The following is a 23101-nucleotide window of genomic DNA, read 5'->3' as shown; positions in this document are numbered from 1 at the left end:
TCTTGAAACGGGAGTTGCTGGACCGGGAGACTTTTCCGCCTCATCCAAGGAATTGCGGGACCATTGACCTCTCCCTCTGTTTGCGAGCCACCAATGACCTGTCCCCCTACGTTCAGGTTCCGGGGGGGCGATGGGTGAGCTGGCGGGGTGAGGCTCCCGCCGAACCGTACGTGTCGCCGCGAGCCGGACCTTTGGCGACCCCACACGCGGACGGCTCTGCGGAGCGTCCCCCCCGGGTTGGGGAACTGATGTGCGGTCTGATGGGCTGCGGGTCTAGCCTGATGGGGTGAGGCCGTTACCCGGTGGGGTGAGGCTCCCGCCGAACCGTACGGGTGACCTGGTGCCTGACCCGTGGGGACTGCATACGCGGACGGCTCGCGAGGACTCCCGTGTTGCCCCGCCAAGTCTGGGTCGTGGCTGTCTTGAAACGGGAGTTGCTGGACCGGGAGACTTTTCCGCCTCATCCAAGGAATTGAGATGCGCCCGGGCGGCAGGCGTCGTCCCGCCGGAACATCCGGTCGTGCCCGCGGACGGTTCCCGTGGCTTGATCGTCGCAGTGACGCTTTACGATCAGCTGGTGCGGTTGTCCTCGACCGGGGCGGATGCCCTCCTCGGGGCCTTCCTGGAACACGTCGCCGCGCGTGACCTCGAGCTGTATCCGGCCCAGGAGGAGGCGATCCTGGAGTTGTTCGAGGATCGCAATGTCATCCTCAACACCCCGACCGGTTCCGGGAAATCCCTGGTGGCCGCGGCGCTGCACTTCCAGTCGCTCGCGAGGGGGCGCCGGTCGGTCTATACCTGCCCCATCAAGGCATTGGTGAACGAGAAGTGGATGGCCCTCTGCCGCGAGTTTGGGGCGGACAACGTGGGGTTGTCCACGGGCGACGCCACGGTGAATCCCGGGGCGCCGGTGCTGTGCTGCACCGCCGAGATCCTGGCAAACATCGCCCTGCGGGACGGTCCGGAGGCGCGGGTCCAGGATGTGGTGATGGACGAATTTCACTACTACTCCGACCGGGAGCGCGGGGTCGCCTGGCAGGTGCCGCTGCTCACGTTGCCCCAGGCCCGGTTTCTCCTGATGTCGGCCACCCTGGGGGACACCGCATCCTTCGCCGGTGCGTTGACGCGGTTGAACGGGCATCCCACGGCGACCGTGGCGTCGGCGGTCCGGCCGGTGCCCCTGGAATTCTCGTACGCGGAGACGCCCCTGGCCCAGACACTGGAGGGCCTGGTCGCCGCGGGGCGTGCCCCGGTGTACGTGGTGCACTTCACCCAGGCCGAGGCGGCCGAGAACGTGCAGAACTTCACCAGCCTCAACGTGGCGGGCCGTGAGGAGAAGGCCGCCGTGACCGCCGCCATCGAGGGGTTCCGGTTCAACAGCCCTCATGGTCCCGACCTGCGCAAATGGCTGCGCCACGGACTCGGCCTGCACCATGCCGGTCTCCTGCCCAAGTACCGGGTGCTGGTCGAGCAGCTGGCCCAGAAGGGACTGCTCAAGGTCATCTGCGGCACCGACACCCTCGGCGTCGGCATCAACGTGCCGATCCGCACCGTGCTCTTCACGCGGCTCAGCAAGTACGACGGGGAGAAGGTGGCGATTCTCACCGCACGAGATTTCCACCAGATTGCCGGGCGCGCCGGACGGAAGGGTTTCGACGCCGTGGGCTGGGTGGTCGCCCAGGCGCCCGAACACGTGATCGAGAACCTGAGGCTGGAGGAGAAGGCGCGATCCTCCGGACGCAAGATCAGCCGGCGGGCGCCACCGGAAGGCTTTGTGGCCTGGGACCGCAAGACGTTCGAGCGCCTCCAGGCCGCGCCGCCCGAGCGGCTCTCGTCCCGCTTCCAGGTGACCCACGCCATGCTGCTCCAGGTGCTGGGGCGTCCGGGCAACGGCTGCCGGGCGATGCGGGACCTCCTGCGGGACTGTCACGAATCGGACCGGCAGAAGAAGGTCCACCGCCGACGGGCCTGGCAGTTGTTCCGATCGCTGGTGGACCGGCAGATCATCGAGTTCGTGCCCGCAGGCGATGCGTCACCGGGTCGCGCCCGTCGTGCCGCGCTTCGCGTGAACGTCGCCCTGCCCGAGGACTTCTCGCTTAACCATGAACTGTCCCTCTACCTGCTCGACTCCCTGCCGCTCCTCAATCGCGAGGCCCCCGGGTACGCCCTCGACGTGCTGACGCTGGTGGAGGCGATCCTCGAGGACCCCGAGGTGATCCTGCGCGCCCAGTTGTACCGGCTCCGGGGACAAAAGATGGCCGAGTGGAAGGCGCAGGGGATGGACTACGATCAGCGCCTTGAGGAACTCGAAAAGCTCGAACATCCGAAACCCCTGCGCGAATTCGTTTACGACACGTTCAATGCCTGGGCCGGGAGACATCCATGGGTGGGGCAGGAGAACATCCGGCCCAAGTCCATCGTCCGGGAAATGTTTGAGGAGTACCGGTCCTTCGCCGATTACATCCGGCGCTATGATCTGCAGCGGGCCGAAGGGGTCCTGCTGCGCCACGTCCACGGCGTGTACAAGGTGCTGGCGCAGACCGTGCCGGACGCGGCCAAGGACGACACCGTGCGGGAAATGGAGGCGTACCTTGCCACCATGCTGCGGCAGGTGGACTCCAGCCTCCTGGACGAGTGGGAAAAGATGCGGAATCCAGACCACGTGCCGGCCGCAGCCCCGGAAGTCCGGCCGCCGGGCGCCGAGGCGGCGGCGCAGGATGTCACCCGGGACGCTGAGGCATTCACCGCTGCGGTGCGCGTCCGGCTGTTCGCCTTCCTGAGGGCCGTCGCCGACGGGGAACCGGGTGCGGCGATTGCAGCCCTGGAGCCGCTGCCCGGCGACAAGGCGGCGTTCGGGCCGGTGCCTCCGTCCGAAGCCGGGCCGGCCCCCGATCCGGCGATGACGCTGTCCGCCGCGTGCGCCGCCTACCTGCAGGGGCACGAGCGGATGCTGCTCGATCCCGAGGCGCGCAACCGGCGGCACACCCATGTCATGCCGGTGCGGGACCGGCGTCTCTGGCAGGTGGACCAGGTGCTGGTGGACCCGCAGGGGCTGAATGACTGGGTGGCGCGGTTCGAGGTGGACCTCGACGCCTCACGGGACCGCGGGGAGCCGGTGGTGCGCTGGTGTTCGCTGGGGCCGGTCGGGGCATTCTCCGCGGAAGCCTGACTCCGGGGAGCGACGTCCGGATTGCACGGCGACGGCGATGCCGGGCGGGTTACTCCACAATTTTGGGCACGATGAAGAGGCCGCCGGAAGCGGCCGGTGCGTTGCGCAGGGCGTCCTCCCGGGACAGGGGATCGCAGGGCACGTCGGGGCGGGTCACGTTTTCGAGGGGAAACGCGTGCGCGGTCGGCTCGATGCCGTTCACATCCACCTCCCGGAGCTTGGCCACATAGTCGAGGATGTGGCCCAGTTGCGCCCCCAGGTGGCGCTCCTCCTCCGGGGTCAGTTCGATGCGCGCGAGGCGCGCCACGTAGTGGATGTTAAAATCGGACACCGGATCCCCTTCGGTTAAAGCTCGCCAAACTTGCCTTCGACCAGATCCACCAGCTCGCGCAGGGCCTCCTCGCACCCCGGACCGCTGCAGATGATGCGCAGGACGGAGCCGGGCCCCGCCGCCAGCATGAGCAATCCCATGATGCTTTTGCCGTTGATCGTCTCGTCATCCTTTTCAATCCACACATCGCAAACGTGCCGGCTGGCCAGCTTGACGAATTGCGCGGACGGACGCGCGTGAATGCCCAGCTGGTTGGACACGGTTACTTCCCGGGAGACGGACGGAGATTTGTGGACGATGGAGGGGCTCACTCGCGCCGCCAAGGCTGGGGTGGGAATGTCCAATTGCCAATCCTGGAACGATGGCGGTGAATGAAAAATTGGTGTGATGCCCGAGGGCCGGCCGGGCAGGCTGACCCCATGATTTCCCGCCGACACTTTCTTGCCGGCGCAGCGGGGGTGGGCGGGATCCTCGCCGCTGCCGAACCCGGCGCGCCGCGAATTCGCCTCGCGTTTCTTGGAGCCGGACATTCCCACTTCCAGGGCAAGCTCGAGGCGGCCTTGGAGTCCGGTGCGTTTGAAGTGATCGGGGTTCATGAAGGGGAGGCCGCTGTGCGGGCGCGGCATCGTCCGGCGGTGCCCTGGATCCCGTTTGAGGAACTCGTGGCCCGGGCGGAGGTGGTGGTCGTGGAGTCTGAAGTGGCCCGGCATGCCGAGGACGCCCGGCGTGCCCTGGAGGCCGGGAAGCATGTGCACGTGGAGAAACCCCCGGCGGACACCCTGGCGGCCCTCGACACGCTGGTGGCGCTCGCGGCCGAGCGCCGGAGGGTGTTCCAGGTGGGCTACATGTGGCGGCATCATCCCGGGTTGGCCGCGATGGAGGAGGCGGTACGGGACGGGCGCCTGGGCGAGGTCTTCCTGGTCCGGGCCACCATGAACACGCTGGCCGGCGCGGAGTCCCGACGCGAGTGGGCGGCCTTCGCGGGCGGGGCGATGTTCGAACAGGGATGTCATCTCGTGGATTTTGTGGTGCGCCTGCTGGGGCGTCCGGATCGCGTGACGCCGTTCCTGCAGCGCCTTGGAATGCCGGGGGACGACCTCGCCGACAATACGCTGGCCGTGCTGGAGTACCCGCGGGCGCTGGCGCTCATCACGAGTGCGCCGCGTCAGCCGGGGGCGGGAGCCCACCGGTGCGTCGAGGTGACGGGCACCCGCGGCCTCGCGCGATTACAACCGGTCGAGCCCCCCGTTCTTGGGTTCGATCTGGCCCCCGGGGACCGGATCCCTCCGGTCGGGATGGTGGGCGTGGACCTGCCCCCGTACCGCCGCTATGTGGGCGAACTGCAGGCCCTGGCCGCGGCCGTTCGCGGCGAAGCGCCGCTGCCGGTGACCGCCGGGGTCGAGCGCATCGTCCAGGAAACCGTGCTGCGCGCCTCCGGCATGGCGTGAATGCCGGCCCGGCCCCCGGCAGAACCTCCATTTGCCGCGGACCGCCCCGACGGGCTAGGCTCCCGGGGTTGCGAACTCCGAATCTGAATCACCATGAATGACTCCAAAGTGTCCACGATCACCGCCGACAAGGTGGTGGATGATCTTCGAATCCTTGCCCGCGATGCCGAGGCGCTGCTGGCGGCCACCGCCGGCCAGGCCGATACCCGCATTGAGGAACTGAGGACCCGGCTCAACGCCGCCCTGCGGTCCGCACGCGGCACCTGCGAGGAACTGCAGGGCCGGACCCTCGATCAGGTGCGTCGCGGATTGCGGGAGACTGACGAGGCGGTGCGGTCGCATCCCTGGGAATCGGTGGGGGTCGCCTTCGGATTTGGGTTGGTGCTCGGGGTGCTGTTGAGCCGTCGTTGAGCCGGCCGCTCCATGAGCGACACCGCACCATCGCCGGGACTGCTGGCCTCCTTGCGCCGCGCCGCCGGCACGCTGGGCGCGCTGGCGGCCAACCGCCTCGAACTGTTCCTCCTGGAACTCCAGGAGGAGCGCGACCGCGTGCTCGAGGTGGTCGTGCTGTGTCTCCTGGCGGTGCTGGGCGCCGGGTTTGCGCTCGCGTTGCTCACCGGGACGGTGCTGTACCTGTTCTGGGACACCCATCCGCTGGCCGCCCTGCTCGGGCTGACCCTGTTCTACGGCGGTGGCGCCGCGGCGGCGGTCTGGCGGGTGTGGCAACGGCTGCAGGAATCCCGTCCGTTCGCCTCCAGTCTCGCCGAATTCAAGAAGGACCAGGCATGTTTTCAGGCCGCTCCCGCGACACCCTCCGCCTCCGCAAGCAGCTCCTCCTCCTCGAAGGCGAACTGAACCGGGCGGCGCTGCGCGACGACCTGCGGCGGTTGCGCGAGGTCGCGACCTGGGCGTCCCCGGTTTCCGCGTGGTTCCGGTCGGGCAGTGCGCCGGGCGGTGGTTCGTGGGTGGCCCGGGTGGCGCCCGTGGCCGGGCTGCTGGCCTCCGCGGCGCTGCGCCCGGGTCCGGTGTGGGTGCGCCGCGGCCTGAGGCTGGTCCAGTTGGCCGTGGCCGCCTACCCGCTGTGGAAGGCGCTGACCTCCCGCCCGGCGGCGGACACCGCCGCGTCCCCGGCCGGGCGTCCTCAAAGGCGGTAGGTCGCCTGCGGGCCGAGGGCGATCCCCAGTCCCCACCAGGCCAGCAGCAGCACGGTCCACAGCACCAGGAAGCACGCGCAATACGGCAGCATGCTCGCGATCAGGGTTCCCATGCCCGCGGTCCGCGAGTACCGCTGGCAGTACGCGACGATCAACGGGAAGTACGGGAACAGCGGGGTGATCACGTTGGTGCTCGAATCCCCGATCCGGAATGCCGCCTGGGTGAGCTCCGGGGACAGCTTCAATTGCATGAGCATCGGCACCAGCACCGGGGCCAGGAGGGCCCATTTCGCCGAGGCGGACCCGATCAGCAGGTTCACCGCCGCCGCCAGCAGGATGATGCCCACCACCGTCACCCCGCCCGGCAGCGACCAGCGCTGGAGCAGGTCGGCGCCGCGGATCGCCAGCAGGGCACCGAGGTTGGATTCGCGGAAGGCATACGTGAACTGCGCGGCGCAGAACGCCATCACCAGGTAGTAACCCATGGTGTTCATGGACCGGGCCATGCCCTGCACCACGTCGCGGTGGCTGCGGACCGTCCCCGCCCCGTAGCCGTAGGCCACTGCGGGAATGAAGAATCCGAGGGCGATCAACGGGACGATGGAGTCCATGAGCGGGGCGCCGTGGCTGGTGAGTCCGCCGTCGGGCGCACGAAACGGGGACGCCGCCGGAAGACACGCCAGTGTCACCAGTCCCGCCACCGCCACCGCGCTGCCGCCACCCCAAAGCAACCCCTTGCGCTCCGGGTCGGTGAGTTTCCCGAGTCCTTCGGTGACCGCGGGTTCCGTGGTGTCCACGGGCAGACCGGCGCGCAGCCGGGGCTCGATCAGCCGGTCGGTAAGCCACCAGCCGACGCCCAGGATGAGCAGGCTCGATCCGCTCATGAAATACCAGTTGCAGAGCGGGTTCACCTGACGCCCGGGATCGAGGATCCGGGCTGCGGACTGGGTGAAACCCTGCAGCAGCGGATCGAGCGTGGACGGCAGAAACGAGGCGCTGAACCCGGCGGCCACACCGGCAAAGGCGCAGGCGATGCCGGCCACCGGATGCCTCCCGACCGCCGCAAACAGCAGGCCACCCAGCGGCACCACCAGCACGTAACCGGTGTCTCCGGCCGAATGGCTCAACAGCGCCACCAGCAGGAGCATCGGGGACAGCAGGGCCCGTGGGGTGATCCGCAGCAGGGACTTGATGGCCGCGTGCACGAATCCGGTCTGCTCGGCGACCCCCACGCCGAGCATTGCCACCAGCACCACTCCCAGGGGCGGGAATTCGGTGAAGGTGCGCACCATGCGCGACAGAAAGGTCGTGAGGGCCGCGGGGGCCAGCAGGTTGCGGATGGTGATCGGCGAGGAGGCCACGACCTGGCCGGCGGCATCGCGGACAAACGTCCGGGGATCGGGATCGGTGAACGCCACCTGCGACAGGACCGTAGAGGCGATCCAGGCGGCCGCCAGCGCCCAGACGAAGATCAGCACCGGGTCGGGCAGGCGGTTGCCGGCACGTTCCAGACGGTTGAGGACGCGGGCCAGCCGCGACGGGGTGCGGACGGCAGGGGAGGCGTCCGCCGGGTTCATGGCGGGTTGCCGGAGGTGCCGGGCGCCGCGTCGGGCCGGGACAGCGTGTCGGTGTCCCCCGGCAGCGGCGTGGGCAGCAGGATCAGGAAGATGGCGCCGCGTCCGGGTTCGCTGCGGACCGTGATGCGGCCGCCGTGGTCCTGCACGATGCGTTCGCAGATTGCGAGTCCGAGTCCGGTGCCATGGTCCTTGCCGTGGGTGAAGAACGGCTCGAAGACGTGCGGGAGGTGCCGGGGGTCAATGCCGGGTCCGTTGTCGGTGAATTCGGTGACGACATGGGTGGGGGTCACCTCGAAGCGGAGCGTGAGCAGCGGCTCCGCCCCGCCGGCCATCGCCTCGAAGGCATTCTGCGCCAGGTTGTGAAACACGCGGGAGAACCGGGCGCCATCGAGCCGCACGCGCACGGGCGGCAGCCCTCCGACCACGCGGATGCGGATCCCGCGCTGCGCCGCCTGCGCCTCGAGCTCGAGCAGGGTGTCCCGAAGGAAGTCCGCATAGGAGATCTTGGGCATCACCGTCGGTCCCTGTGAGCCGCGGGTGTAGTCCACAAGTTCCTGCATCATCCGGTTGAGGATGCCGATCTGCTTGAGGATGCGGTCCTGGGCCTGGCGGCGTGCGACCGGGGAGGCGCTTTCGGCGGCGGCCATCTCGGCGGCGATGCCGATCACGTTGAGCGGGTTCCGGAAGTCGTGGACGATGCTGCGGACGAGACGTTCGACGAGCGACAGCCGTTCGCTGCGGAGGGATTCCTGGAGGAAGCGATGGTTGAAGTCCCGGAGGCGCAGGCTCGCGTCGCGGACCAGCATGGCGCCGGCCAGCGGTGTGCGCTCGACGATCCGTTGCACCAGGTCCAGGGAGACGAAGACCGCCTCCATCGGTTCGTCCACCTGCGCCGTGGCCGAGCGGGGTTCGCCGTCAAACACCGCCATTTCCCCGAAATAATCGCCGGTCTCCATGCGCGACAACTGGCAGGCGTGGCCGGTGGGCAGCCGGGTGACGATGGACACCGATCCTTCGAGAATGATGTACAGGCCATCCCCCGGATCCCCCTCATGGAACACCTCGGTGCCCGCCTCGAAGCGGCGTCGGGCGCCCTGGGACCGGATGAGCGCGACATCCTCCGGCGACAGGCTGCGACAGAACCGGGTTTCGGGGAGCTCGATGCGCATCGGGACCGTTGGGGGGTGGAGAGAGAGGGGTGCGAAACGGGGTGGGCAGGCGATGTTACGGCCGACCGCGGCGGGATGTCATCGGCGCGATGAGTCTGGGGCAACCGCTGGCCTCGCGCGAGCCCTCTTTCACCCGGTCACCGCCGCTCCAGCGCGTATGCATGAAGCTCTCAGCGCAGTTTTGGGCTGTGGGAGGTGACGAAGGTGATGGCTTTGGCAAGATTGTCCTCGCCCATGACGGACTGGAAGTCAGTGAGCGACTTTTGGTGGGGCTTGGGCTGTTGGAGGCGCCAGTGCATGAAGAGGCTGATGACCAGGCGCCGGAACATGCCCAAGACCAGCAGGCCATTGCCGCTGCGGACGCGGCACCGGTCATCGTTGAGCGTCACGTCGAGCCGTTGGTGGCTGCCGTTTTCGATCCCCCAGCCCTGACGGTTGGCCGCCAGCCATTGCGATGCCGACAGCTCGTCGGACCCCAGGTCGGTGATCAGCCCGACCTCCTCGTTCTTTCTGCCCGCATGTTGGCGGATCACCCGGGCGACTTGGGCTGCGAACGGAAAGCCGATGTCCTCGGCCGATACGGCACAACTTCTCAGGGTGCGGATTTCACGGGCTCCGCGGTTGTTCTCGATCGTCCGAGCCTGGGTGCGGCTCGGGGGCAGAGGGGGAAAAACCCGCCGAGGGGGCGGGGACGGTGGTGTCGATGGACTTTCGCAGCGTGGGCTGGTTGTTCTTCACGGTCATCAGGTAGTGAGCGCCGTGCTCCAGAACCAGCTCCCGGGCGGTCTGGTCCTGGGTATGCAGGGCATCCATCGACACCGTCCGCCCGCTCAGATCCATCGTGCCGAAGAGTTGGCGCGCCACGGGCACCTCGTTGGTCTTGGTATCGACCCGGGCGCAGCCCAGATAGAACTGCCCCGGCACGCTGACCGCCCCCAGGATCGCCTCTCCGGGTCCATGCCGGGGTTCCTTGCCATCCACCACGATCAACTCCTCGGCCGGAGGTTGGCCCCGCACCTTGGCCTGGATCTGCAGCAGGCGCTGATGGAGGGCTTGGGCATCGATCTGGCCCAGGAAGCGGGAGAAGGTTGACTGACTAGGGGCCGGAAAGGAACCGTCCGGACTGGGGCGGATTCCCAAGGCACGACGCTGGTTCTGGGTCAGGCGCCGCGCCAACTTGGCGAGGTCCTTCTGGCCGCGTGGGGCGTCACAGAGCATCGCCACCAGCAGCAGGGTGGCCAGGGACTTTGCCGGGTAGGATTCCGTACGCGTCCGGTAGTCGGGCAGGTCGCGAAAATGCTCGGTCAGGGCGCGCAGTTCGGCCTCCTTGGCGTAGCAGCGGGCTCCGGCCTTCTTCTCGACCCCAGCCAACGCCGGCTTCAGGTGCTGGGACTGCAGGCTTCGGCGAGCGTTTCGGACCAGTTCCCGGGCGAAGAGCCGCTTGGGCTTGTGGTGCGCCACGTAGAAGTCCCGGCGATGGCGTCCGAAGCCATCGGTGAAGCCCAGTTCCTGCCATCCTTGGACCGTATAGACAGTGCCCTGGAACTGCTCGGGATCCACAAAGGTCTCAACCAACAGGATGGGATGGCCATAGCGGGCCTGCCAGTCCGAGCCGAGGCGATCAAGCGTCAGCCGCAGGACACGCGAGCCGAGATTGGGCTGATGGATCCCGGGCAGGATGAGAAAGCGGCTGTTGTTGGCGACCAGGCTCAGACGACGATCACGTTGGGAGCGGGTCCAACCGATCCATTGGTCGCGGGCCTTGAGGTGCTTGGCTGCCGCGCTGAAGACCAGCACCGCCAGCCAGCGCCCGGAGGTGTCGAGCGCCGCGTAGAACATCCGCTCGCCGACGGGTTTGATCCGGCCCAGGTAGTGGTGCTCCTGGAGCAGAAGCTGGAGCCGCTTCTGGTCCGAAGGATCGGTCAGGGGGAGGATCCGGATGTCATCCAACGAGATCGGCTCGTGAACTCGGGGCTCTTTGCGGGGCGAGGTGCAGCGCGTCACGCAGGGGACCCTAAAAAGTTGGAAGGGCGGTGTCCCGCACAATCAACCCAACCCCCGTCATTCCTCACTCATTCCGCCTTCATGCATGCGCGCTGCCGCCGCTCCGCGTGGCGCAGTTTCATTCCAACGCTCCTGCCCCCCGACCCTTTCCGGCGGCTTCAGACCGTCCGCGGACACGCGCCGGCGCGCCAACCGGCGGGGTTGGACGGGCGGGTTGCTGCTGAAGCCGAACGCGTGTGAACTAACCGGGCGCAGCGCGGGACAATAACCTCCGCGCGAGGAGTCCTGCGGCAATCAGCGCCAGGCCGGCGCCCCAGATCAGCGGCTCGACCCAGAAGGCAAGGCCCAGGCAGGACGCGAGGCCGAGCGCCGGGATCCAGGCCGGATAGAGGCGATCCCCGGGAGGGAGGCGCAGTGCGGCCAGGTTGGTGATCGCGTAGTAGACCAGCACGGTGAAGGCGCTGAAGGACCAGGTCGTCCCCACACTGCCGAGGGTCGTCAGCAAGGCGATGATGGCCCCCACCAGCAGCACCGCAGCCCTGGGGGAACCGTGGGCATCCACGGCGGAAAACCGGGATGGCGCGTCACCGCGGCGTGCCATGGCGAGGACCACCCGCGACAGTCCCAACAACAGGTTGAGGAGCACGCCGAGCATGGCGGTGATCGCGCCGACGGCCACCAGGCGTGCCACGAAGGGCACGCTGAAGCTGGAGGCAACGGTGACGAGAGGCGCCGCGGCCTTCTGGGTCGCCGCCGCCAGCGCGTCGGCCCCGATCGCGGCGACGGCCACGCCGCCAACCGCCCCGTAGATGAGTGCGGTGAGGGCCAGGGTGAGCACAATGGCGCGCGGAATGAGCCGGCGTGGTTCCCGAATCTCCTCGCCCAAGGTCGCGATGCGGCCATAGCCCGTGTAGGCGACAAACATGAGGGCTGTGGCCTGCAGAAATCCCCGGGCGCCCTGGCTCCGGCCGCTGCCGGAGACCAGCGACGAGAAGTCGGCACCGCTCCCGTTCCAGGCGGATGGAAGGCCGAAGAGGACGAAGGCGGCAAGTGCGAGCAGCGTGATGCTGACAATGATTGCGTTGGCCTGGTTCGAACGGCGGATCCCTCCGGCCACCACCAGCGTCAGGACGACCACGGCGGCAAGAGCGAGCGGCACGCGATGCGCACCCGGCACGTCGAGCGAGGCCTGGACGTAGCCTGCAAAGCCGAGGGCTGCGGTCGCGGCGGAGGCCGACTTGGCGCAAAGAAACATCCAGCCCGCGGTGAACCCCAACGCCGGGTTCAGGTAGCGGTAGCCGTACTCGTAGGTGCCGCCGCTGACCGGATGGCTTGCCGCGAGCGCTGCGCTCGAGAGCCCATTGAAGGTGGCCACCACTGCGGCGAGCCCGATCGCCAGGAGCACCGAGGGGCCTGTGACCCCCGCGGCGACGCCCAGGCCGACGAAGATTCCCGTGCCGAGGATCGAACCGAGACCCATGAGCACGGCGCCGGGAACGCCGACCGCGCGCACGAGGGCGGGCCCCTGGCGGCTTGCTCCGGATTCTGTGCTCATCGGTGTTCCTGAATGGCGAGGACGCGGACCGGGGGCCTGGCCCCTGCCCCTGCGACTACCTGACAATAACGCGCCCGTCGAGACGCCATCCCGCCGGGCGTCGTCGCGCCCGGTTCCACCGTGCATGCCGTCGGCGCGGAGAGCGATCCCATGGTAGGGACGCGCTCCTGCGTGTCCGATACTTCCCCCGTCGGGTGAGTAGAGTGGCATCGGGGATCGAGGGAAGGCCTTGGCGTCGAGTGCTTCCGCGCCGTTGGCCCACGAGCGCAGCGGAGCTGTTCGGGGTCGCGGTGGAACACGCCCCCGATTGGTAGGGACGCGCTCCTGCGTGTCCGATTCTTCCCCCGTCGGGTGAGTGGAGTGGCATCGGGGATCGAGGGAAGGCCATGGCTTCGGGTGCTTCCCTGCGTTCCCCGCCGTTGGCCCACGGGCGCAGCGGAATTGATCAGGGTCGCGGTGGAACACGCCCCTACCAATTGGTAGGGACGCGCTCGTGCGTGTCCGATACTTCCCCCGTCGGGTGAGTAGAGTGGCATCGGGGATCGAGGGAAGGCCTTGGCGTCGAGTGCTTCCGTGCGTTCTCCGCCGTTGGCCCACGAGCGCAGCGGAGCTGTTCAGGGTCGCGGTGGAACACGCCTCTACCGATTGGAGGGTGGGCCGCGCCCAATCGGGCGCGGAGAGTTCCATGGTTCCGTCCAAGGACACGGTTCCAAACAAGGACGCTTCAACGGGGCCGCGCCCAATCGGGCGCGGAGAGGTCACTGGGGGAAGGTATCCTGGTTAACGGCGGCGCTGCTTCAACGGGGCCGCGCCCAATCGGGCGCGGAGAGCAGACGTGCCAGTCGAAGCGGTTGTGCCGCCAGCATCAAGCTTCAACGGGGCCGCGCCCAATCGGGCGCGGAGAGTCACTCTGGACAACGTGGACGGTCAGATTGACGCCGGCGCTTCAACGGGGCCGCGCCCAATCGGGCGCGGAGAGCCAGTTCCCGACCGTCGAGGCGGCCATTGCTGCGATGGGCTTCAACGGGGCCGCGCCCAATCGGGCGCGGAGAGATGATCTTCGCAATGCAGTCGGCTATCGGCCACGAAACGCTTCAACGGGGCCGCGCCCAATCGGGCGCGGAGAGCGGACGATCCTTCGTGGATTGTGGGACAAGTGGATTGCTTCAACGGGGCCGCGCCCAATCGGGCGCGGAGAGAGCACGGCGCTATCAACCGTGAGGCCATGAGCTTGCTCCGCTTCAACGGGGCCGCGCCCAATCGGGCGCGGAGAGAATGCCAGATAGAAGCCGCGAATTAAACGCAGCCGCCAGAGCTTCAACGGGGCCGCGCCCAATCGGGCGCGGAGAGAATACCGTCAACGAATCCCTCGCATCCTGCGCGAAGGGCTTCAACGGGGCCGCGCCCAATCGGGCGCGGAGAGCACGTCCAGTTGTCACAACTCTACAAGCAGTCCTAGACGCTTCAACGGGGCCGCGCCCAATCGGGCGCGGAGAGGAGGGGAACATTCGCATTGTGAATTCGCGAATGGGCAGCTTCAACGGGGCCGCGCCCAATCGGGCGCGGAGAGCAGGGCCCCTACCTCAAAGATTGGGCCGGCAGGTGAGCTTCAACGGGGCCGCGCCCAATCGGGCGCGGAGAGAGCGAACGCGGAAGATCCTACGTCCCAAGGGATGCAGAACTCAACTGCGAGAGGTGGCCAGACTCAGATTGCTGTCGCGGGCCCTTGGTGGACTTCGGATCGTCGGACGCGCTGCGTTTCAACAGGTTGTGGCGTGCGAGCCGCCTCGGGGCTTTCCGCAGCACCCAGCCGCTCGCAAGGATGGCGTCTGTCAAGGAACACGACCCGGCGTCCTGCACCGGTGCGCCAGCCCGGATCGTTCCCACCCTTTCTGCTGCGGCTGGCTTCAAGCCTGTCTGGCGGCGTTGGCCTCGCGTTCCTCACCGGGCAGTATGTTCCCATACAGTCCGGCTCGGAACCGCTTCGGCCGCCTTGCCAGCCAAGCTTTCGCTCCGCCTCGCGACGAAAGGGTGCGCACGACCCGGGCTAGAATACATAGCAGGGGGCGTCCATCGTCACGTACGGAATGCCCAATGCGGTGATCACCCGGTCCCCGCGACCCTCGGACGGCCCGAGCCGGACGAACAATACCTGATCCCCGCCCGGCTCGATGACCTCCTTGAGCGCCGACTCAAACCGGGTCTTCTCGACGGCGTTGAGGTCGCACTCGAATACGGAGAACTGGAGGTGGTCGCCGTGATTCTTGCAGATCCGGAACACGCGCCTCAGACGCTTGTCGTCGGCAATGTCGTAGCAGACCAGGTAGGTGGTGCGCATGACCGGAGTTATCGCGTCAGCAGCGGCACGTACTCGGGAATCTCGCCGGTCAACGTTCTGGCGAGGATGCGGGCCTGAAGTTCCAGGGCGCGCCGGTAGCTGACCCTGTAGTCGAAGAGCGGATGCGTCAGCAGCCCCGTCATGCGCTGCTCATAGGCCAGGAAGAACTTCTTCCGTCCGGCGGGCGTGAGGTTCACCGCCCGTCCGGCGGACACAAAATCCTCCGCCGTCACCATGCGGTTGTTGATCGCGGTGAGCACCGCGCTTTCCGCGACCAGGGGACGGAACTCCTCCATCAGATCCAGTGCGAGCGCGGGGCGCCAGAAACGGGGTTGGTGGTAGAAGCCCACGTAGGGATCGAACCCGACCGCCGCCGCGGCGATGGCGCAGTCCTTCGACAGGACGCTGTATTCCGTGAACCAGGCAACGGGCGATGCGCAGGGCGAACCCGGGGTCGCGCGCGAGGCGGAACTGTTCGATGCGCAGGAAGACGTTCTTGAGACCGTGCCCGTGGGTGATGCCATAAAACCAGCCGCCGCCGGAGAAGTAGGTCACCGGAATCTCGGCGTCGCACAGACCCTGCAGGGCCTGCGTGGTCAACTGGATGTTGCCAAACAGGGCGACGTGCGAGACGTCCGCCAGTCGCACCTCCTCGATCAGCGAATCCTCCAGCCTGACCGTCAGCGTCTCGTCCTTGCGTCCGACCCGCAGCCCGGGCGTGTTGAGGTAGAGGGCGCGTTGGTCATCGCGGGCGGCGATCAGCCGGCGGGGGCGCTCCGGGGGAGGGGAGGCGATCGGGGTTCCGTCGTTGCCCGGAGCCGCCGGTGCCGCCGCGGATGCCGTTGAGGAAAGAAGCCGCGTCTCGTCGGGCAGACAGACCGGTGCGAGCGAGCAGCGCCGGCATTTGGGGGAGGCGACCAGCGGGGGCGGGATCGGGCCGGTCATGGTCCGGCGCGCCGCGTCCATTTGGGCGCGCACCCACGCTTCGCGCTCCGCGGTCAACTCGAACCGCACCCGCTGTTTCGTGGCCCGGTAGTAGATGACGCCTTCGTTGCAGACGTAACCGTTGTCCCGAAGCAACAGGATCTGCAGTCCGAGCTGCATCTGGTCTGTTGGCCAGAGTTCGTTGGCCTCGGCGCCCTCGCGGGGCGCCCCGGCTTTGTAATCCACAGGGATGACCTCGCGCGCGACAAAGAGATCGCCCTGACCGCCCGGGGACAAACAGCCGCGGACCTCCACCAGGTCGAGTTTGGCGACGACACCGAGGCGGTCGGATCCCAGGCTGACGCTACGGGAGTGGATGACGTCGGTTTCACCCTCCGCCGCCGGTGCCGGTTCACCGGCTTCCGCGCCTCGGCTTTTTCGTGCGGTTTGGGAGCCGGGCGCGGGTGGCATGCTGCCCCTGCCGGCATCCACACGTTTGTGAATGGCGGCACCGCGGACCGTGTCCGCATTCTCCACAAACACGCCCTCGACGTGCTCATAGTAAAAAAGGCGCGGGCAATAAACGAACTCATTGAGCATCCGGGCCGGGATGGGCTCGGGCGATGTTGGCGAAGGGGAGGGAAGGTCCGAATCCGGGGCGCGGCAATCCGACATGAAGTCTGGGGCCGGGATCCGGGATCTGCGGGGCGACGTTCGTCTCGTTTCTCAGGATCTCGAGGGCGGCCTGAAATGCGGGATGGGGGGAGTGCAACACCTCCGGAACCGTGTTGCGGTCCGCTTTGGCGGTTGAGTGGTCCGCGTCGCGCGGCGGGCGGGATGGGATCGAAGGCGGGGCGATCTCAATGGGAAGGGACGGCGGGTTGGGATCCATGAGGGGGCTCCTTGAATGCTGGCCAAGGAGGAATCTACTCCAGTCCAGCGCCTTGCGGGAAGCGTCAACTCACAGATCGGGAGGCCTGCGGCGGGATTCAACTCCTTGCAGGGGCAAGGGTCTGAGTCGGCTCTCCGGGCGGTTGAAAATCCCCCCGGAACCGACACAATGCCCTCAATAGGAAGCCGCACGAACTGCTCTTCTCACGCCTCCCGGAGGTCGCCGCCAAGGAGACCTTCATCGTCCAGGTCACCGGCCATCGCGTCATCCCGGACGGAATCTACTCGTTCCCGGAGATGTACTGCGACGAGGACGATTGCGATTGCCGCCGGGCACTGTTCCAGGTTTGGGACAACGACCGTCCCGGCCACAGCCTGGCCTTGATTGGGTATGGATGGGAGCCGGCGGCCTTCTATCGGAAATGGTTCGATGGAGAGGAAGGATGGGAGGATCTGGTCGGGGCCCATCTGGCTGTTGCGGCGCCCCAGGGACGGCACGCCGAAGAATTTCTCACCATCTTCCGCCACCTGGTGTCCCATCCGGACAACGTGGAGCGCATTCGGCGCCATTACACCCAGTTCCGCGCCGCTTCGCCCGCCCGCAAGGGGTCCGCGAGGTCACACCGGAAGTAGCTCCGCCGTTCCGCCCGAAACGGCGAACCCACAGACGGGTCCTGTTTACGACAAGTCCTCCAGTTTCGCGTCAGGAGGCAGGCAACCCAACTCCCGGGCCATTCTCCAGGGAACGACCATGCCACTGGACAAACGGACCATGGTGAAGGACTCGAGGAATTCCCTGCGACAAAGACCCGGTTCACTATGCTGCCGGAGCCGGAGGTTGCGCTCAATCTCGGACGCCTTGCCGCCGATCGTGGTCTTGTTGGTCTGGAAGAACTTGCAGATCGTATCGAACTTCAGGTGGACCGGTTGCCCGCGGTCGAAGAGGAAGTTCATGCGGGCAATGACGTGGACGACGGAGGCCGCCCACACGGCCGGCTTGCCGCGCAGGCAATCCGGCGCCTTGCGCCGGCAGATGCGGCTCCAGAGTTCCATCACGAATCCGGTCAGTTCCGCGTCCAGGTGCTGCCGGGCGAAGGCGTCCATCAACGCGACGACTTCGTTGAAGCGTTCATGACGTTCGGGAGGGATTTTCTGCGCTGCCGGGCTGGGTGGGGTCGGGCGATCCCGGACATCGTCGTCGTCGGCAGACCCGCCAGAGCCGGGTGACGCGGCGGACGTCTGGCGGCGGAGTTCGTCCCGGAACAACTCCCAATGCCGTCGCAACCGCTGGCGATAGGATTCGTCGAGGACCTGCATTTGAAACCATCGGAGCAACTCCTCCGAATGCCTGGATTGCGGGTTGATCGGGTCGAGCGAGCCTTCAACGACCTGGCGTGGCGCCTCGGGGTCCCAGGGCATGTGTTCCCGGTAGAAGGCCTCGTTCTCCCAGCCGTAATTGATGCTGGCCAGCACCCGGTCCGTCTGGTTCCGCTCGATCACCTTGAGAAAAACCCGGCGGCAATCGCAATTCAGGTCCTCGCAATAGTGTTCGACAAAGGCGTACTCGCCGGCGGGCAGGCCGGGGCCGGGGTCCGCGCCGGGCCCGACGCCCACATGCAGCCAGCGCACTTCGCGCTGGGCCAGTTCGGGCAACAATGAATGCAACGGGATCATGGGATGAGGGATTCTGGTTCAGTGCCAAACCCCGCCGGGACGAAGCGTCCCGGCGACCAGGCCGGGTCCGCCGGACGCAAACGATGTTCGGACAGTGCCGACGGGTCTGTCAGCGGCGGGATTATGGTCGGGGAAAGCGTGCGGTTTGAAATTCCGTATTCTTCCGGGGTGTCATCGTCGAACGTTTCGCCTTAAATGGCTTCTTCCTTCATTCCGCTGGGCCCTCGATCCGGCGGTCACGCGATGTGCAAACTCCCGACGTGAGCGCCGGCAAACGTTCCACGAAAGACGTCCGGTAACCGAGGGAACACTGCCCACAGACTCGGATTCAGGCGGGTACAAACAAGCCGAGGCCGAAGTGAGCACCGTAGCCCAACGCGAGCGGGCCGGTGACGGGTTCGGGGAACGTGATGGCAAAGGCACCGCCGGCGCCGTTGCCACGGCTGCCTCCGCCACCGTGACGGCGGGTCTGGAACTGGAGTGAGCGCAGACCCTGGCTGCCGAAGCGGAACGGACCGCCCCGTTCGTCGAGTTGCTTGATGATGGCATTCGCGCCATGCGGATGCTGGGCAAGCTGGCGCAGCAGGGAACAGCATTGGCCTCGATGCCGGTGATGCCGTCCAGCACACGCGCCACGGCGAGGCTCTCGGAGCGGCCAAAGTAGCCGAGCCGCTCGGCGAGGGTTGTGAGCGCGGCGTGCTCGTCGTCATCAAGGGACACCTCCCACGCAACGAAGATTGTGGATCCTTCCTCAAGCTGGATGAAGGTGTCGAAGACCTTGGTGGGTTTCTTGTTTCCGAGCGGCATATAGTGCCGCGTGTGGCCGGCGCTGGCGCGGGGGAGACGGAAAGCCGGCGGCTGGCTGAGCGCATTCATCAGCGAACGCACCGATTCCTCCGGAATTTCCCGCGCCTTGAGGTGCCACGTCGCGATCAGCGCGCGGATGATGCGCCACGGCGAGGGCGGCCATTCGACCGCGCCCTCGTTGACGCGGCGTCCCCACGGCGTGGCGTGGTAGCGCCCGGCGGGGAAGCTGAGTTCGAGGACGGTCATGGCATTACTCCTCGAAGGTGAGGTCGGTGCTCGCTGGAGTCGCGAAGCCCTTCGCCGCCGCGGTGATCAAGCCGGGCAGGTCCCTTTCGAGATCGGCAAGCGAAGGCATGACGAAGCCCGTCGGGCGCTGCACGGTGAGCGCACCGGAGAGTTCCAAATCGCACGCCGTTCGCAGCCGCAGGCCGTCGCGGAGGAACTTTTGGATTCCTCCAAATCTGGGCTCTGTGGGGACAATCGCTGGGCGCGAATTGGCTTTCAGCGCACGAATGGACATGATTCCACTCTCTCCCGGACTCCGCGGCGCAGAGCGTGGCGGCGGACAGACAGTTGAAAGTCCCGGACCTGACGATCCGATGCGAACTCGACGAAAAAGACCGGCTGCCTTCAGGCGCGACTATCCGGCGGTGCCCAGCAAGACCCTCTCGGTGCCGGCTTTCATACCCTGCGGCAGGGTCACCTCCCAAGTGCGTTGGCAGCCGTCCACCTGCATTTCGATGGTGGCACGGGCGGGCGGATGGTCGCCCGGAGACTCGACGAAGAGAAAGTCCGGCCCCATCTGCGAGATGCGAAAGCTGCTGCCGTTCAGGACCAGCCGCATCCGCACCAAGGCGGAGTGTCCGCCGTAGGAGCTGGAGACTTCCATGACGCGTGATTTTGAGGCCATTGCCCGTTGGTATGCCAGTCTGAATCGGCTGGCGATTGAGCTGCCGAGTCTGGGCGGGGGCATTCACGGGCTGGTTTTCTTTGTCCGGGGAGCCGGAGTACCGGGAGGCGCAGCGATCAAGGTGTTCTACGATGAGGAATTCTTCCGCCGGGAGCTGCTGGTTTATGAGCGACTGCGGGAGGCGGGTGTGCGGGCCGTCCGTGGCCTGTCTGTGCCGCAATTGATCCGGGCGGACGGCGAGCTGTGGGTGCTGGAAATGACCGTGGTGGAGCGTCCCTACGTGCTGGATTTTGCCGGAGCCTATCTCGACGAGGCCAAGCCCGAGTTTGAGGACGAGGTGTGGGAAACCTGGGAGTTGGACAAGCGGGAGAAGTTTGGCGAGCGCTGGCCGGAGGTAAGGGCAGTGCTGGCCGCGCTGGAGGATCACGGGATACACATGCTGGACGTGAATCCTGGCAACTTGGCCCTGGCGGATTGAGGCTTTCATGGGGCTTGGTTCGCGTTCTCCGAGGCGCGAGCATCGGCGGCGCGCAGGAGGGTCTCCAGAAAGGCGAGGCGGAACGGGCCGATTCGATCGCGCAGGCCGAGGGCTCGGGCGAGCCAAGAAGGACCGTGCGGGCCTTCACCCATCCTCATGAAACCCAGGTCGAGCGTGGTTTCAGGGATGGCGAGGTCGTCGAGTCGGATGGCGGGGAGCCTGTCGCCCTGCCAGATGCCACGCGCGAAGAGGCGTTCAGGATCCTGTGGGTCGCCCTTTTCGTCCGGCAGTGAACGGATGGAGAGGCGCACTTTACCATGGTGGGCGGCAATCAGGTAGGCGACGAGGTTGCGCTCCAATGCATCGTGTGGGCCAGCAAGCAGCCACGCGAGGGCGGAGGCGAGTTCGTGGCGGAAGCCACGACGGGCGCACCGGCCACCCTTGTTCTCCGACTTCGCCCAGAACGTTCCTTCGCGGGATCCATCCCACAGCCGAGTGCCGAGCCATTTCTGTGCTTCGTCGCGCGTCTGCTCCACCAGCGTCCGCATGGGCAGGCAATACACGACTCGTCGGGGCCACTTCTCTGAACCCAGATGGACACGGTTCCACAACCAGGCCAGCACGACGGCGGCGGTTTTGCCCAATCCGGTCGGGATGTTGATCACTTGCGAGCGACAGTCCGTGCCGTGCGTGAATCCGCCCAGCGGATCGGCAGCTTCTCCGCCGGCCAGTCGGCATTGGTAGGCGTAGGGGGCCTGCGGGTCGCCGCGGGTGGCCTTGAAGAATTCGTCGTAGGTCATGGAGAGGTTGGCGGTGGTGGAAGTTGCTCGAATCGACGTTGCCAGACTGCGCTGAGGGGCTGCCAGTCCCGCCGGCCGGCCGCTTCCAGAGCGGCGAAGTATTCGTTCCGGTTCGTCTCCCCGGTGGCCGCCAGCTCAACCTGCGGCAGCAGGGCACGATGAAGGATCTCCCGCTGCCGGAGCCGGGTCCCCCGGCCGTTGAAATCCACAAACGGATGGAGCGTGAGGGGTCGCCCCTCCGCAAAGGCAAGGGTCTCCAAGGTCAGCGGGCTGGCGATCGGGAACACTTCGCCCCAGCGCGCCGAGAGGCCAGCCGCATAGTCCCAGAGCAAATGCGGCAGCCGGTACGGCGGCGGCGGCCGCAGATTGCCGACCTGCACCTCGATCGCGCGCCAGCGGTCGGCCCATTCGTGAACGAGGTCACCGGCAATGCGGCGGTGGAACTCCAGCAAGAGGTGTTCGTCCAGCGGACGATCGGCGAAGGCGCCCGTGACGATGGCTTCTTCGCAGGCGAGGACGCGCTCGCCCAGGAACGGCGCTAGTTCCGCGTCGCTGAGGATTCCGCGAGTGGTCTCGACGAAGCGGGTGTCGCGGTCCGGTGGAGTTCCTCCAGGCGTTTCCGGCTCACCGGTTCGCCCTCGAAGGCCATGCTCGCCGGCACCTGGGCCCATGCCTGCGCCAGGCGTTGCTCCGGCGGGAGCGCCTGCCACTGCTGCAAATTCGCGAACCAGTCCATGGGGCAAAGGTTGGTCGGGCATGGCGACTCTTCAAGGACGGAGGCGATGGCCGGCGAAGGGTTCGGGGCGGGCGGGCTTTGGCCGCGGCGGGTGATGGGAGCGCCCGCCGGGCCGGTCAGTTCGACACTTCACCCAGGCCCTCTCCCCGGGCGAAGCCAGGAGGGAGACGGCAAACCGGAGCGCCGGTTGGGTCGGCGTGGTGATGCCATCTTGATTGTCTCCTTCAAAGAACCCGCTGCCCCCATTCCACGGGGCGAGAATTGGCGTGGGTTGATATTCTTGACGAAAGAACTGCTCGAGACCGGCGCGGTCAACCGTGGTGTGCAGCACGAAGGTTTCACCCTGCCAAGAGCCGAGGGGTCGTGGCGCGTCCGATGGCAATTGCCCGGAAAGAAGCCGGAGCACCCCCAGCGCGTTGAGATAGTGGGCCAGCGGTGTGGGGGAACAGCCGGGCAGAGGCAGACTAGTCACCATAGGGGAGAGCGGTTGATGCACCAACTATCTGGGGACGAGGACTGGCAGTCGGAGGCTCGGTTCGTCCGTGCTCATCCGAGGCTTGCGAGCGCAGCGGTTTTCAAAGCAAGCTCAGCACATGGGTTCCGTCGCCGAAATCGAAGAGGCCATCTCCCGGTTGCCGCGCCAGGAGTTCCTGCGTCTGGAACGTTGGTTCGACGCCGAGCGGAACCGGAAGTGGGACGCGCAGATCGAGGAAGACTCCCAATCCGGCGCGCTCGACCTGCTTTTGCGGGAAGCAGAAGAGGACGCAAAACAAGGAAGATCCCTGCCAGCGGATGAAATCCTTGGTCAATCCTAGGTTTCTCAGGGCCTTCGGCCATCTCCCGCCAGAGACCCAGCGCAACGCCCGCAAAGCCTACCGACTGTGGAAAGAAGATCCCCGCCATCCTTCGCTCCACTTCAAGAAGACGGGCAAGGTCTGGAGCGTGCGCGTGGATGAGGCGTATCGCGCCCTGGGGCATCTGGTGGACGACACGATGCACTGGTTTTGGATCGGGGGTCATGACGACTACGAGCAGTTGATCAGGAACGCTCCCAAAGCACCAAAGTCCGGCCCGGGAGATTCGGAGAGGTAGCATGGTTGGGATGGCGGGTACGGTCATGAGATGGGCTGAGGAAC

General features: G+C 66.9%; 23 protein-coding genes, 2 pseudogenes and 1 CRISPR repeat array. Of the genes and pseudogenes, 9 read left to right on the top strand and 16 right to left on the bottom strand.

Features of this window, described 5'->3' with window-relative positions; all coding sequences use genetic code 11:
• Positions 1-556 precede the first annotated feature (556 nt).
• Complete coding sequence (locus KF791_11065; protein MBX3733120.1) at positions 557-3169, top strand: DUF3516 domain-containing protein; 2613 nt, start codon at positions 557-559, stop codon at positions 3167-3169.
• Positions 3170-3218: 49 nt separating this feature from the next.
• Here the strand turns inward: KF791_11065 and gatC are convergent, their stop codons facing one another.
• Positions 3219-3500, bottom strand: coding sequence for an Asp-tRNA(Asn)/Glu-tRNA(Gln) amidotransferase subunit GatC (gatC, locus tag KF791_11060; protein MBX3733119.1), 282 nt, complete (start codon positions 3498-3500; stop codon positions 3219-3221).
• A 14-nt stretch (positions 3501-3514) separates the two neighbouring features.
• Complete coding sequence (locus KF791_11055) at positions 3515-4030, bottom strand: HPr family phosphocarrier protein (GenBank protein MBX3733118.1); 516 nt, start codon at positions 4028-4030, stop codon at positions 3515-3517.
• Between KF791_11055 and KF791_11050 the strand changes: the two genes are divergently transcribed.
• The 4 genes from KF791_11050 to KF791_11035 all read left to right on the top strand — a co-directional run bounded on the left by KF791_11050 (position 3959) and on the right by KF791_11035 (position 6102).
• The gene (locus tag KF791_11050; GenBank protein MBX3733117.1) at positions 3959-4948 is read left to right on the top strand and encodes a Gfo/Idh/MocA family oxidoreductase; all 990 of its coding nucleotides are present in this window, start codon (positions 3959-3961) and stop codon (positions 4946-4948) included. The genes KF791_11055 and KF791_11050 overlap by 72 nt on opposite strands.
• A 93-nt stretch (positions 4949-5041) precedes the next feature.
• Positions 5042-5359, top strand: coding sequence for a DUF883 domain-containing protein (locus KF791_11045; GenBank protein MBX3733116.1), 318 nt, complete (start codon positions 5042-5044; stop codon positions 5357-5359).
• A gap of 12 nt (positions 5360-5371) precedes the next feature.
• The gene (locus KF791_11040; GenBank protein ID MBX3733115.1) at positions 5372-5803 is read left to right on the top strand and encodes a phage holin family protein; all 432 of its coding nucleotides are present in this window, start codon (positions 5372-5374) and stop codon (positions 5801-5803) included.
• The gene (locus KF791_11035; protein ID MBX3733114.1) at positions 5734-6102 is read left to right on the top strand and encodes a hypothetical protein; all 369 of its coding nucleotides are present in this window, start codon (positions 5734-5736) and stop codon (positions 6100-6102) included. Before KF791_11040 ends, KF791_11035 begins: the two co-directional genes overlap by 70 nt.
• Here the strand turns inward: KF791_11035 and KF791_11030 are convergent.
• From KF791_11030 to cas1, 7 genes and pseudogenes are all read right to left on the bottom strand, one after another.
• Positions 6090-7679 (bottom strand): AbgT family transporter, encoded by a 1590-nt coding sequence (locus KF791_11030; protein MBX3733113.1) that lies wholly within the window; start codon positions 7677-7679, stop codon positions 6090-6092. The two genes, KF791_11035 and KF791_11030, sit on opposite strands and share 13 nt — an antisense overlap.
• A complete protein-coding gene (locus KF791_11025) occupies positions 7676-8848 on the bottom strand; it encodes a cyclic nucleotide-binding domain-containing protein (protein ID MBX3733112.1) in 1173 nt (390 codons plus the stop codon). The genes KF791_11030 and KF791_11025 overlap by 4 nt, the downstream gene beginning before the upstream one ends.
• 170 nt (positions 8849-9018) lie before the next feature.
• Positions 9019-9381, bottom strand: coding sequence for a hypothetical protein (locus KF791_11020; GenBank protein ID MBX3733111.1), 363 nt, complete (start codon positions 9379-9381; stop codon positions 9019-9021).
• Between the two features lie 73 nt (positions 9382-9454).
• Positions 9455-10852 (bottom strand): ISAs1 family transposase, encoded by a 1398-nt coding sequence (locus KF791_11015; protein MBX3733110.1) that lies wholly within the window; start codon positions 10850-10852, stop codon positions 9455-9457.
• Positions 10853-11093: 241 nt separating this feature from the next.
• Positions 11094-12407, bottom strand: a complete 1314-nt coding sequence (locus tag KF791_11010) for an amino acid permease (protein ID MBX3733109.1) — start codon at positions 12405-12407, stop codon at positions 11094-11096.
• 645 nt (positions 12408-13052) lie between these two features.
• A CRISPR array of direct repeats spans positions 13053-14049; the repeat unit is 36 nt; unit sequence GCTTCAACGGGGCCGCGCCCAATCGGGCGCGGAGAG.
• Between the two features lie 405 nt (positions 14050-14454).
• Entirely contained in the window at positions 14455-14745 is a 291-nt protein-coding gene (cas2, locus tag KF791_11005) for a CRISPR-associated endonuclease Cas2 (GenBank protein MBX3733108.1), read from the bottom strand.
• Positions 14746-14753: 8 nt separating this feature from the next.
• A pseudogene (cas1, locus tag KF791_11000) lies at positions 14754-16269 on the bottom strand (CRISPR-associated endonuclease Cas1).
• A gap of 588 nt (positions 16270-16857) precedes the next feature.
• Here cas1 and KF791_10995 point away from each other — a divergent pair.
• Entirely contained in the window at positions 16858-17193 is a 336-nt protein-coding gene (locus tag KF791_10995; GenBank protein MBX3733107.1) for a hypothetical protein, read from the top strand.
• A gap of 45 nt (positions 17194-17238) precedes the next feature.
• On the opposite strand, the gene KF791_10990 is transcribed toward KF791_10995, so the two are convergent.
• The 4 genes from KF791_10990 to KF791_10975 all read right to left on the bottom strand — a co-directional run bounded on the left by KF791_10990 (position 17239) and on the right by KF791_10975 (position 19930).
• Entirely contained in the window at positions 17239-18234 is a 996-nt protein-coding gene (locus KF791_10990; GenBank protein MBX3733106.1) for a hypothetical protein, read from the bottom strand.
• A gap of 171 nt (positions 18235-18405) precedes the next feature.
• Positions 18406-19287: a type I-U CRISPR-associated protein Cas5/Cas6 gene (gene cas5u6u, locus KF791_10985; protein MBX3733105.1), complete on the bottom strand. Its 882-nt coding sequence runs from the start codon at positions 19285-19287 to the stop codon at positions 18406-18408.
• Positions 19288-19291: 4 nt separating this feature from the next.
• Entirely contained in the window at positions 19292-19561 is a 270-nt protein-coding gene (locus KF791_10980) for a hypothetical protein (protein ID MBX3733104.1), read from the bottom strand.
• 120 nt (positions 19562-19681) lie between these two features.
• Positions 19682-19930, bottom strand: a complete 249-nt coding sequence (locus KF791_10975) for a hypothetical protein (GenBank protein MBX3733103.1) — start codon at positions 19928-19930, stop codon at positions 19682-19684.
• Here KF791_10975 and KF791_10970 point away from each other — a divergent pair.
• A complete protein-coding gene (locus tag KF791_10970) occupies positions 19929-20429 on the top strand; it encodes a hypothetical protein (protein ID MBX3733102.1) in 501 nt (166 codons plus the stop codon). The two genes, KF791_10975 and KF791_10970, sit on opposite strands and share 2 nt — an antisense overlap.
• A gap of 536 nt (positions 20430-20965) precedes the next feature.
• Here the strand turns inward: KF791_10970 and KF791_10965 are convergent.
• The 3 genes and pseudogenes from KF791_10965 to KF791_10955 all read right to left on the bottom strand — a co-directional run bounded on the left by KF791_10965 (position 20966) and on the right by KF791_10955 (position 22437).
• A pseudogene (locus tag KF791_10965) lies at positions 20966-21229 on the bottom strand (hypothetical protein).
• Complete coding sequence (locus KF791_10960) at positions 21226-21900, bottom strand: Fic family protein (protein MBX3733101.1); 675 nt, start codon at positions 21898-21900, stop codon at positions 21226-21228. The pseudogene KF791_10965 and the gene KF791_10960 overlap by 4 nt, the downstream one beginning before the upstream one ends.
• A gap of 96 nt (positions 21901-21996) precedes the next feature.
• Positions 21997-22437, bottom strand: a complete 441-nt coding sequence (locus tag KF791_10955; GenBank protein ID MBX3733100.1) for a hypothetical protein — start codon at positions 22435-22437, stop codon at positions 21997-21999.
• Between the two features lie 121 nt (positions 22438-22558).
• Here KF791_10955 and KF791_10950 point away from each other — a divergent pair, with 121 nt between their 5' ends.
• Both KF791_10950 and KF791_10945 read left to right on the top strand, forming a co-directional pair.
• On the top strand, positions 22559-22780 hold the full coding sequence (locus KF791_10950) for a hypothetical protein (protein MBX3733099.1): 222 nt from the start codon (positions 22559-22561) through the stop codon (positions 22778-22780).
• Positions 22758-23057 carry a hypothetical protein gene (locus KF791_10945; protein ID MBX3733098.1) on the top strand — a complete coding sequence of 100 codons (300 nt, stop codon included), beginning with the start codon at positions 22758-22760 and terminating at the stop codon, positions 23055-23057. Before KF791_10950 ends, KF791_10945 begins: the two co-directional genes overlap by 23 nt.
• Positions 23058-23101 lie beyond the last annotated feature (44 nt).

The sequence above is a fragment of the Verrucomicrobiia bacterium genome (assembly GCA_019634635.1).
Lineage (GTDB): Bacteria > Verrucomicrobiota > Verrucomicrobiia > Limisphaerales > UBA9464 > UBA9464.
Note: the sequence above shows the minus strand (reverse complement) of the source record. Positions and strands in the feature narration are given on the sequence as shown.